The organism is Nocardioides sp. NPDC006303, assembly GCF_040613175.1.
Lineage (GTDB): Bacteria > Actinomycetota > Actinomycetes > Propionibacteriales > Nocardioidaceae > Nocardioides.
The window spans coordinates 23,549-34,181 of sequence record NZ_JBEXRR010000052.1; the positions used below are offsets into that span (position 1 = coordinate 23,549).

General features: G+C 67.6%; 9 protein-coding genes. 7 read left to right on the forward strand and 2 right to left on the reverse strand.

Features of this window, described 5'->3' with window-relative positions; translation table 11 throughout:
• The first annotated feature begins 43 nt into the window (after nucleotides 1-43).
• The 5 genes from ABZY89_RS26580 (at nucleotide 44) to ABZY89_RS26600 (ending at nucleotide 4,910) form a co-directional block, all read left to right on the forward strand.
• Complete coding sequence (locus tag ABZY89_RS26580) at nucleotides 44-673, forward strand: response regulator (protein WP_355232080.1); 630 nt, start codon at nucleotides 44-46, stop codon at nucleotides 671-673.
• Between the two features lie 167 nt (nucleotides 674-840).
• Nucleotides 841-2,181: a hypothetical protein gene (locus tag ABZY89_RS26585; RefSeq protein ID WP_355232081.1), complete on the forward strand. Its 1,341-nt coding sequence runs from the start codon at nucleotides 841-843 to the stop codon at nucleotides 2,179-2,181.
• Between the two features lie 8 nt (nucleotides 2,182-2,189).
• The gene (locus tag ABZY89_RS26590; protein WP_355232083.1) at nucleotides 2,190-3,182 is read left to right on the forward strand and encodes a branched-chain amino acid ABC transporter permease; all 993 of its coding nucleotides are present in this window, start codon (nucleotides 2,190-2,192) and stop codon (nucleotides 3,180-3,182) included.
• Between the two features lies 1 nt (nucleotide 3,183).
• Nucleotides 3,184-4,134, forward strand: a complete 951-nt coding sequence (locus ABZY89_RS26595) for an ABC transporter ATP-binding protein (RefSeq protein ID WP_355232085.1) — start codon at nucleotides 3,184-3,186, stop codon at nucleotides 4,132-4,134.
• Nucleotides 4,131-4,910 (forward strand): ABC transporter ATP-binding protein, encoded by a 780-nt coding sequence (locus ABZY89_RS26600; protein WP_160024274.1) that lies wholly within the window; start codon nucleotides 4,131-4,133, stop codon nucleotides 4,908-4,910. Before ABZY89_RS26595 ends, ABZY89_RS26600 begins: the two co-directional genes overlap by 4 nt.
• Before the next feature lie 61 nt (nucleotides 4,911-4,971).
• Here the strand turns inward: ABZY89_RS26600 and ABZY89_RS26605 are convergent, their stop codons facing one another.
• Nucleotides 4,972-5,562 carry a GNAT family N-acetyltransferase gene (locus ABZY89_RS26605; protein WP_355232087.1) on the reverse strand — a complete coding sequence of 197 codons (591 nt, stop codon included), beginning with the start codon at nucleotides 5,560-5,562 and terminating at the stop codon, nucleotides 4,972-4,974.
• A gap of 309 nt (nucleotides 5,563-5,871) precedes the next feature.
• On the opposite strand from ABZY89_RS26605, the gene ABZY89_RS26610 reads away from it, so the two are divergent.
• Nucleotides 5,872-7,116, forward strand: a complete 1,245-nt coding sequence (locus ABZY89_RS26610; RefSeq protein ID WP_355232088.1) for an ABC transporter substrate-binding protein — start codon at nucleotides 5,872-5,874, stop codon at nucleotides 7,114-7,116.
• A 163-nt stretch (nucleotides 7,117-7,279) separates the two neighbouring features.
• Here the strand turns inward: ABZY89_RS26610 and ABZY89_RS26615 are convergent, their stop codons facing one another.
• Entirely contained in the window at nucleotides 7,280-7,750 is a 471-nt protein-coding gene (locus ABZY89_RS26615) for a hotdog fold thioesterase (protein WP_355232089.1), read from the reverse strand.
• Nucleotides 7,751-7,852: 102 nt separating this feature from the next.
• Here ABZY89_RS26615 and polA point away from each other — a divergent pair, with 102 nt between their 5' ends.
• On the forward strand, nucleotides 7,853-10,540 hold the full coding sequence (gene polA / locus ABZY89_RS26620; RefSeq protein WP_355232091.1) for a DNA polymerase I: 2,688 nt from the start codon (nucleotides 7,853-7,855) through the stop codon (nucleotides 10,538-10,540).
• The last annotated feature ends 93 nt before the right edge of the window (nucleotides 10,541-10,633 follow it).

Here is a 10,633-nt window from a genome sequence, read left to right on the forward strand (position 1 = left end):
GGCGGAATCACTGCACCGGGAGGTGCCTCCGATGGCCTAGTCTGTGCTCGTGACGGAGAGCAACCCCAGCAGCATCCCGGAGAGCCAGGCGCGGCGTACGGTCGTCATCGCGGAGGACGAGGTCCTGATCAGGATGGACCTCAAGGAGATGCTCACCGAGGAGGGTTACCACGTCGTCGGTGAGGCGGGCGACGGCAAGGCCGCGATCGAGCTCGCCACCGAGCACAGACCCGACCTGGTGATCCTCGACGTGAAGATGCCGGTGCTCGACGGGATCGCGGCGGCGGAGGCGATCGCGCGCGACCGGATCGCGCCGGTCGTGATGCTGACCGCGTTCTCCCAGCGTGACCTGGTGGAGCGGGCCCGCGACGCGGGTGCGATGGCCTACCTGGTCAAGCCGTTCAACATCACCGACCTGGTGCCTGCGATCGAGCTGGCGGTGAGCCGTTTCCAGGAGCTCGCCCAGCTCGAGCGGGAGGTCGCCGGTCTGACCGACCGGCTGGAGACCCGCAAGGCGGTCGACCGGGCCAAGGGGATCCTGCAGGAGGGTCTGACGCTGAGCGAGCCCGACGCTTTCCGGTGGATCCAGAAGACCGCGATGGACCTGCGGCTGTCGATGCGCCAGGTCGCCGAGGGCGTCATCGAGCACGGCGTGAGCGGGCCACGTACCTGAATCCGTGTAAACGGCGTGTCACAGATCGGTTGCGGTCTCAGATGAGGGTCAACCTGTGGCTTGTTCGTGGGTGATCTCGGCCTAGACTGCCCGCGCGGATCCGGCCGACCAGCGTATTCAGCTGGTGTCAGGGTCCGTCTTTAGGACACACAGGCAGGAGTACCCACGTGCGCAAGCGGCTCTACAGAGTCCTCGTCGCGCTCATCGGTGCGCTGATGGTGCTGTTGGTTGGGAGCCCGGGTGCCGCACAGGCAACCGAGACCCCACCGCCGGACGCCACCGCGATCCAGGTGACGCTTCAGGACGAGGCCAACAAGGATGCCCAAGGCAATCCGAAACCGATCCCGGGAGTGACCCTCGAGGTCAGCAAGGACGGCGAGAAGGCCGGCGAGGGCGTCACCGACGACAAAGGCGTAGCGATCATCGTCGTCGAGGAGCTCGGGAAGTACACCGTGACCCTCGACGAGAAGACGCTCCCGGAAGGCACGGTCCTCGACGAGAACACCAAGGGCGAAGCCACCGTCCAGGTACGTTTCCAGGGGCCCAACAACCGGGCGATCTTCCCGATCGGCGTCACCGCCGGCGAGGAGTCGAACTTCGGCAAGGATCTCGCCCAGAACCTGCGCGCGGGCATCGTGTTCTCGCTGGTCCTGTGCCTGGCCGCCCTCGGGTTCTCGCTGATCTTCGGCACGACCGGGCTGTCCAACTTCGCCCACGGTGAGATGCTCACCTTCGGTGCGCTGATGGCCTGGACCTTCGACCAGGTCTTCAAGACCGGCGCCCTGGCCTCGGTCTCGGTGCTCCTCGCCGGCATCATCGCGGTCCTCCTCGGTGGCCTGGGCGGCTTCGCGCAGGAGAAGATCCTGTGGGGCCCGCTGCGCCGGCGCGGCACCGGCCTGATCGCGATGATGATCGTCTCGATCGGCCTGGCGATCTTCCTGCGCTACCTGTTCCAGTACTTCTACGGCTCCTCGACCCGGTCGCTGTCGCAGTACAACGGCCAGCAGCGCGAGCAGCACTGGTACTACCTCGGTCTCTCGCTCGCCGACCGCGAGGTGATCATCGTGCTCGTCGCGATCATCACCATCACCGCGGTCTGCCTGTGGCTGGCCAAGAGCCGGATGGGCAAGGCGATGCGCGCGGTCTCGGACAACCCGGCACTGGCCGCATCGTCCGGCCTGCGGGTCGACGGCGTCATCACCAACGCGTGGGTGATCGGTGGCGCGCTGACCGCGCTGTCCGGTGTGCTCTACGCGATGCAGCTGCAGGTGAACAGCTTCATGGGAATGCGGATCCTGCTGGTCATCCTCGCCGCGGTCACCCTCGGTGGTCTCGGCACGATCTGGGGTGCTCTCGTCGGCTCGCTGGTGATCGGGCTCGTCTACGAGCTCGGGCCGCTGTTCGGCGTACCCGCCTCGATCAAGGAGATCGGCCCGCTGCTGATCATGATCGTGATCCTGCTGGTGCGGCCCCAGGGCATCCTGGGTCGTAAAGAGCGGCTCGGGTAGGAGAGACAATGGATATTCTCGACATTCTCCGGGCGGCGTTGCAGCAGGCACTCGGCCCGCAGGCAATCGTCTTCGCCCTGGCCGCCATCGGCCTCAACATCCACTTCGGCTACACCGGCCTGCTCAACTTCGGCCAGGCCGGGTTCGTTGCGGTGGGCGCCTATGGTCTGGCCGTCTCCGTGGTCACCTACGGGGCGCCGTTCTGGCTCGGTATCGTCATGGCGATCGTGGCCCCGCTGCTGCTCGCCGTGGTCCTGGGTGTGCCGACGCTGCGTCTGCGCGCCGACTATCTGGCGATCGTCACCATCGCCGCGGCCGAGGTGCTGCGGTTCGTCTTCGGCTCGGTGGAGATGAAGGACACCTTCGGTGGCTCCAACGGGCTCAACGGCTACGCCAGGCCGTTCCAGGAGGCCAACCCCTACAGCAGCGGCATCGACCTGGGATTCATCTCCTTCGGGCGCAACGACCTGTGGTCGCTGACCGTCGGCTGGATCCTGGTCGCGCTGTGCTGCCTGCTGGTGTGGGCGCTGATGCGCAGCCCGTGGGGCCGTGTGCTCCGCTCCATCCGCGAGGACGAGGACGCGGTCCGCTCGCTGGGCAAGAACGTGTTCGCGTACAAGATGCAGGCCCTCGCCCTCGGTGGTGTCATCGGTGGTCTGGGCGGCATGTTCCTGGCGCTCAAGCAGGCCTCGGTCGTACCGAGCGACTACTCCACGCTGCTGACCTTCTACGCCTTCGCAGCGCTGCTCCTCGGCGGCGCGGGCCGAGTGATGGGCCCGGTCATCGGCTCCGTCCTCTTCTGGTTCCTGATCGCGGGGCTAGGCTCGTTCTTCAGCCAGTCGGCAGGTAAGGGCGGATGGATCCCGACGGTGATCATGACCGACACCCAGGCCAGTGTGATCCGCTACATCATGCTGGGGCTGGCCATCATGCTGCTGATGATCTTCCGTCCCCAGGGGATCATCGGCGACCGTAGGGAGATCGCGATCGATGGACGCTGACATGACTGATCAGACGAGCACCGAGACGAACGACGTGGCGAGCAAGACCGGGCCCGCGGGCCTGGTCGGGGCGAGCACGGAGCCGGGCAGCAAGAAGTCCGACCCGATCATCGTCGCCGACAACATCACGCGTACGTTCGGAGGACTCACCGCCGTCGACGTCGACCACGTCGAGATCCAGCGTGGTGCGATCACCGCGCTGATCGGCCCCAACGGAGCCGGGAAGACGACGTTCTTCAACCTGCTGACCGGCTTCGACCAGCCCAACACCGGTTCGTGGAGCCTGGAGGGCAAGTCGCTCAAGGGCGTCGCGCCCTACAAGGTCGCCCGCCTCGGGATGGTGCGCACCTTCCAGCTCACCAAGGTGCTGGCCAAGCTCTCGGTGATCGAGAACATGCGCCTGGGCGCCACGGGACAGAAGGGTGAGCGGATCTGGGCCGCGCCGTTCAAGTTCCTGTGGGGCAAACAGGAGGACGCGGTCACCGCGAAGGCCGACGACCTGCTGGCCCGGTTCCTGCTGGACAAGAAGCGCGAGGACTTCGCCGGGTCGCTCTCCGGCGGCCAGCGCAAGCTGCTCGAGATGGCCCGCGCGCTCATGGTCGACCCCGAGGTCGTCATGCTCGACGAGCCGATGGCGGGCGTGAACCCCGCCCTGAAGCAGTCGCTGCTCGGCCACGTGAAGTCGCTGCGTGACGAGGGCCGCACGGTCCTCTTCGTGGAGCACGACATGGACATGGTCCGCGACATCTCCGACTGGGTCATCGTGATGGCCCAGGGCAAGATCGTCGCTGAGGGCACTCCTGAGTCGGTCATGGCCGACCAGCGTGTCATCGACGCCTATCTCGGGGCCCACCACGACACCGACCTGAGCGAGCTCGACGAAGAGGTCCTCGAGGCCGAGGTCGAGGCAGAGCTCGAGGGCGACATCGCCCAAGAGGAGGACTCGAAGTGACTTCCACCGAAGCGGAGGAGTTCCGCGAGAAGCATCTGAGCGAGGCCGAGGGTGCGGTGCTCCGCGCCGACGGGCTCATCGCCGGCTACCTTCCCGGGGTCAACATCCTCAACGACACCGACCTCTACTGCCAGCCCGGCGAGCTGGTCGGCATCATCGGCCCCAACGGTGCCGGCAAGTCGACCCTGCTCAAGGCGCTGTTCGGCCTGGTGAAGATCCACGAGGGCACGGTCAAGCTGAACGGTGAGGACATCACCGGCAAGCGTGCTGACGAGCTGGTCTCGCGAGGCATCGGGTTCGTCCCGCAGAACAACAACGTCTTCCCGAGCCTGACCATCGAGGAGAACCTCGAGATGGGCTGCTACCAGGCCCCGAAGAAGTTCGCGGAGCGGTTCGAGTTCGTCACCGGGATCTTCCCTGCCCTCGGTGAGCGGCGTAAGCAGCGCGCCGGTGGCCTCTCCGGCGGTGAGCGTCAGATGGTCGCGATGGGCCGGGCGCTGATGATGGAGCCGTCGGTCCTGCTGCTCGACGAGCCCTCCGCGGGGCTCTCGCCGGTCATGCAGGACGAGGTCTTCGTGCAGACCCGCAAGATCAACCAGGCGGGTGTCTCGGTCGTGATGGTCGAGCAGAACGCCCGCCGCTGCCTGCAGATCTGCGACCGCGGCTACGTGCTCGACCAGGGCCGCAACGCCTACACGGGCGCTGGGCGCGAGCTCGCCGACGACCCCAAGGTGATCGAGCTCTACCTCGGCACCCTGGGTGCCAAGGAGGACTGAGCGTACGTCCCGAAACGGCCGGGCCCCGGAGCATGCTGCTCCGGGGCCCGGCCGTTGGTGCTCAGGCGACGGTGTGTGAGCGCCGCTGGGAGCGCCGGGCGGCGAGCAGCTCGCCGACGGCGCTGGACTGCTTCGGGCTGCGCTGCAGGCGGGCGTGGTGGGGCAGTGCCCGGCCGAGGACGTTGAGCCGGGAGCGTACGACCGCGGTCGGGGCCACCCGCATCACGGCCTGGGCGCCGAGGCCGATCCGGGCGAGGAACCGGTTGCCGTCGCGGCCACCGGCGGAGGCCGCGGCCGCGATCGTCCTGACCCCGCGCTCCTCGGCGAAGGAGACGGCCGACTCCATCAGCATCCGGCCCACGCCACGGCGGCGGAAGCTGGGGACGACGTGAGGCGCGAAGATCTGCACCGTCGGCTCCAGGTTGAGCGGACCGAAGGTGGTCGCACGCACGTAGACCGCCCCGACGGGCTCGCTGCCGCACTCGGCGACCAGGAGGCGCTGGTCGGGGGAGGCGTCGGCGGCACGAATGATCGTGTCCAGGTCGCTCAGCTGCTCCTGGGCGTCCGCCATCCGCAGCGAGTCCTGCCAGATGCCGAGAAGGAAGAGCGCGTCATCGGCTCGTGCCTCTCGCATCGTCACCGGCACCCTCATCGAGTCCGTCCTCCGAGAGTGCCGTGCGTACAGATGATCACAATTCCTCCACGATCGTGGCTGTTCTTGGGCGGAATCGGGTTTCCCGAGTGATTATGGGTCACCACGGCGCCGATATTACGGAGCCGATGATGGCGGCAACCCAGGCAATGATGCCATGGGGGAGATGTAACGGATTGGTGAAAAGACAGGTCCCTCGGGTGATTCACCCTCCGAGCGTCTCTAATGTGTCTCCGCAAGGTCCGGCGTGAGCCGGGCCAGCCCATACGAAAGAGGGACTAAGCAGTGAACTCATCATCCTCTACCTGGATGAAGCTGACCGCAGGCGCCGGCGCCTTGGCGCTCAGCTTCACCCTCGCCGCCTGCGGCGGCGAGACCGCTTCCGAGGAGCCGGAGAAGAAGGCCGCCGCCAAGGGCGACGGCACTCTCACCATCGGGCAGCTTCTCCCGCAGACCGGCAGCCTCGCGTTCCTCGGCCCGCCCGAGTTCGCCGGTTCCGACCTGGCGATCCAGGACATCAACGCCGCTGGTGGTGTGCTCGGCAAGGACGTCGTGTCCGTCGTAGCAGACTCCGGTGACACCACCTCCGCGATCGCCCCCACCGAGGCCGACAAGCTCATCGACGCCAAGTCCGACGTCATCGTCGGCACCGCGTCCTCGGGCGTGTCGATGACCGTGATCGACAAGATCATGTCGTCGGGCACCGTGATGTTCTCCCCGGCGAACACCTCGACCGAGTTCGACGAGGGCGACTTCTCGAAGCCGGACCTCTACTTCCGCACGGCTCCGTCCGACATCCTGCAGGGCGCCGTCATGGCCAACCTGCTGCTCGAGGACAAGCGCACCAACGTGGCGATCCTGGCCCGCCAGGACGCCTACGGCGAGACGCTTGCCGAGGAGATCAAGGCCAACCTCGAGGGTGCCGGCTCCAAGGTCTCCACCACGGCGTTCTACTCCGAGGACGCCACCTCGTTCGACGCGCAGATCAACGAGGTCGCGGGCTCGGGGGCCGACGCGGTCGTCGTGGTCGCCTTCGAGGAGACCAAGAAGCTCATCCCGCAGCTCATCGCCGCGGGTGCCGGTCCGGCCAAGCTGCCGACGTACTTCGTCGACGGCAACCTGTCGGACTACTCCAAGGACTTCACCAAGGGTGAGCTCAAGGGTGTCAAGGGCACCCTCCCGGGCGCCGAGACCACTGGTGACTTCAAGGAGCAGCTGCTGAAGGTCGACCCGAAGCTGGCCGACTACTCCTACGCCGCCGAGTCCTATGACGCCACCATCGTCTCCGCGCTGGCCGCGGTGAAGGCCGACAGCGACGCCGGTGAGGCCATCGCCGAGGAGATCGTCGACATCACCACCGGTGGTGAGAAGTGCGAGACGTACGCGGACTGCCTCAAGCTCATCGAGGACGGCAAGGACGTCGACTACGACGGCAAGTCCGGCCCGATCGAGCTCGGCGAGACCGGTAGCCCGACGGCCGCGTCCATCGGTATCTACCAGTACAACGACAAGGCGACCTACGCCCCCGTCAAGTACATCGCTGGCGAGGTCTGAGCCTGTGACCCTGCGACGGAGTCGCAGGGTCACAACGCGAAGAGATCGAGCGAGCGCAGCGGGTGAGCTTGCGAACCCGCGAAGCGGGTCGAGATCCAGTCGCTGAGCGAAACCGATAACGAAGGGCCCCGGAGCAACACGCTCCGGGGCCCTTCGTGGGTTTCTACATCGAGATCCGGTCGGCGTCGATGAGCGAGCAGGTGATCCGCGAGGTGCAGACCCGCTTGCCGCGCTCGTCGGTGATCACGACCTCGTAGGCCGCCGAGCTGCGGCCGAGGTGGATGGCCGTCGCGGTGCCGGTGACGATGCCGGAGGTTGCGGACCGGTGGTGGGTGGCGTTGATGTCGACGCCGACGGCGACCTTGCCCAGGGACGCGGCGTGCATGCCGGAGCCGGTGGACCCGAGCGTCTCGGCGAGCGCGACCGAGGCGCCACCGTGGAGCAGCCCGTACGGCTGGGTGTTGCCCTCGACCGGCATGGTGCCGACGACCTTCTCGGCGGAGATCTCCAGGATCTTGACGCCCATCTTGTCGTTGAGGCCGCCCATGCCGTGGGGGAGCGAGGCGAAGAACGTCTCGCCCGCGGTCTTGTCGCTCGGCGAGACGGTCTGGTCGGTGGTCGATGCATCGGTCATGGATGCATCGTCGCATGCGCGGTGAGGGGTCGAGGCACGGGGGACGCGCGGGTCTCGACCCGCGGTCGCGCCGTTGTCGGTGGTCGTGGATAGAGTCGGACCGTGGCTGACGTGACGCGTGACCGACTGCTCCTTCTCGATGGGCACTCGCTGGCCTACCGGGCCTTCTTCGCCCTGCCGGTGGAGAACTTCTCGACCGTCACGGGGCAGAACACCAATGCCGTCTACGGCTTCACCTCGATGCTGGTCAACGTGCTGCGCGACGAGACGCCGACCCACGTCGCGGTCGCCTTCGATCTGTCGCGCCAGACGTTCCGGCTGGAGGAATACTCCGAATACAAGGCCAAGCGCAACAAGACCCCCGACGAGTTCAAGTCCCAGCTGCCGCTGATCCAGCGACTGCTCGACGCGCTGCACATCCGCCACCTGTCCCTCGCCGGCTATGAGGCCGACGACATCATCGCGACCCTGGTGACCCAGGGGCTGGAGGCCGGGATGGAGGTGCTCATCCTGACTGGTGACCGCGACTCGCTGCAGCTGGTCACCGAGTCCTCGACCGTGCTGTACCCGATGCGTGGTGTCTCCGACCTGGCGCGGATGACGCCGGAGGCCGTCGAGGCGAAGTACGGGGTCCCGCCGCACCGCTATCCCGAGATCGCCGCGCTGGTGGGAGAGGACTCCGACAACCTGCCCGGCATCCCGGGCGTCGGCCCGAAGACCGCCGCGAAGTGGATCAACACCTACGACGGCCTCGACAACGTCATCACCCACGCCGACCAGATCAAGGGCAAGGCCGGCGACAACCTGCGCGCCCACCTCGGCGACGTGATGCGCAACCGGCGGCTCAACGCCCTGGTGCGAGACCTGAACCTCGAGGTCGGCCCGCAGGACTTCGGGCGGGTCGAGTGGGACCGGGCAGCCGCGCTGGAGCTCCTCGACGAGCTCGAGTTCCGCGGCGAGATCCGCACCCGGATCACCGACGTGCTCGCTCCCGAGGACGACGTCCCGGTCGACGAGAGCGGCTTCGCGCTCGAGGGCGAGACGCTGGCTCCCGGTGCCGTCGCGGCGTTCCTCGAGGAGCTCGGGGCCACGCCCGTCGGGGTGCATGTGCGCGGCACCTGGGGTTCCGGCACCGGCCGCGTGGACGGGTTCGGCTTCGCGACACAGGAGCGGGCTGCGTACGTCGGGGTGGAGGAGCTCACCCCCGAGGACGAGACCGCGCTGGCGGGCTGGCTCGCGGACGCCTCGAGGCCGAAGATCATGCACGACGCCAAGGGGCCCGAGCTGGCGATCGACGCCCACGGCTGGTCCTTGGGCGGGCTGGTCACCGACACGGCGCTGTCGGCCTACATCGTTGCGCCCGACCAGCGCTCCTACGACCTCGCCGACCTGACGCTGCGCTACCTCAAGCGTGAGCTCAAGCAGGAGGACGACGGCGGCCAAGAGTCGCTCTTCGGCGACGAAGAGGTCGGGGGCGACGGCGTGGCCAGGACCTCGATGCTCTACGCCCGGGCGGTGATCGACCTCGCCGTCGAGCTCGACGCGGCGGTCGAGGCCGCGGGCGGGCACCGGCTCCTCTCCGAGGTGGAGCTGCCGCTGCTGCATCTGCTGGCGCGGATGGAGAAGACCGGCATCGCGGTCGACACCGAGCACCTCGACGCCCTGGAGCGACACTTCGCCGGCCAGATGAAGCAGGCGGCCGACGATGCCTACGGCGTGATCGGGAAGGAGATCAACCTCGGCTCGCCCAAGCAGCTGCAGGTGGTGCTCTTCGACGAGCTCGACATGCCGAAGACGAAGCGCACCAAGACTGGCTGGACCACCGACGCCGACGCGCTGCAGCAGCTCTACGTGAAGACCGAGCACCCGTTCCTCCTCGCGCTGCTGCGCCACCGCGACGTCACCCGGCTGCGGGTCACCATCGAGGGCCTGCTGAAGACCGTGCAGGACGACGGCCGGATCCACACCACCTTCAACCAGACCATCGCAGCCACCGGGCGGCTCTCCTCGACCGAGCCCAACCTGCAGAACATCCCGGTGCGCACCGAGGAGGGTCGCGGGATCCGCAAGGGCTTCGTCGTCGGCGACGGCTTCGAGTCGCTGATGACCGCCGACTACAGCCAGATCGAGATGCGGATCATGGCGCATCTGTCCGAGGACGAGCTGCTCATCGAGGCGTTCCGCTCCGGACGCGACTTCCACTCGATCACCGCCGCTCGGGTCTTCGGCGTCGACCCCGACGCGGTCTCCGTGGAGCAGCGGGCCAAGATCAAGGCGATGAACTACGGCCTCGCCTACGGCCTGTCCGCCTTCGGCCTATCCCAGCAGCTCGGGATCGAGCCGAGCGAGGCGCGTGGGCTGATGGAGGAATACTTCGAGACCTTCGGTGGCATCCGCGACTACCTGCGCAGCCTGGTCGAGGAGGCACGGCGCACCGGTTACACCGAGACCATCATGGGCCGCCGCCGCTACCTGCCCGACCTGCTCTCGGACAACCGTCAGCGGCGCGAGACCGCCGAGCGGATGGCGCTCAACGCCCCGATCCAGGGCTCGGCCGCCGACCTGATCAAGGTCGCCATGCTGCGGGTCCAGGCCGCCCTCGACGAGGCCGGCCTCTCCTCCCGGATGCTTCTCCAGGTCCACGACGAGCTCGTCTTCGAGGTCGCTTCCGGGGAGCGGGAGGCGTTGGAGTCGCTCGTACGCGAGCAGATGGGCTCCGCCGCCGACCTCAACGTCCCCCTCGACGTCTCCGTCGGCACCGGCCTGTCCTGGCACGAAGCCGCCCACTGATCGCGCCCGCGCGGATGCGCGACGCAGCCGAACGAGCGGTGACCGAGCTCGGACTCGAGTCCTATGCCGCGATCTTCGTCGGCGGCTACCACG

Bases quoted from the DNA above. Each gene is read 5' to 3' on its own strand.
- ABZY89_RS26590 (WP_355232083.1), top strand. From the start codon at position 2,190: ATGGATATTCTCGACATTCTCCGGGCGGCGTTGCAGCAGGCACTCGGC.
- ABZY89_RS26595 (WP_355232085.1), top strand. From the start codon at position 3,184: ATGACTGATCAGACGAGCACCGAGACGAACGACGTGGCGAGCAAGACC.
- ABZY89_RS26605 (WP_355232087.1), bottom strand. From the start codon at position 5,562: ATGAGGGTGCCGGTGACGATGCGAGAGGCACGAGCCGATGACGCGCTC.
- ABZY89_RS26610 (WP_355232088.1), top strand. From the start codon at position 5,872: ATGAAGCTGACCGCAGGCGCCGGCGCCTTGGCGCTCAGCTTCACCCTC.
- ABZY89_RS26615 (WP_355232089.1), bottom strand. From the start codon at position 7,750: ATGACCGATGCATCGACCACCGACCAGACCGTCTCGCCGAGCGACAAG.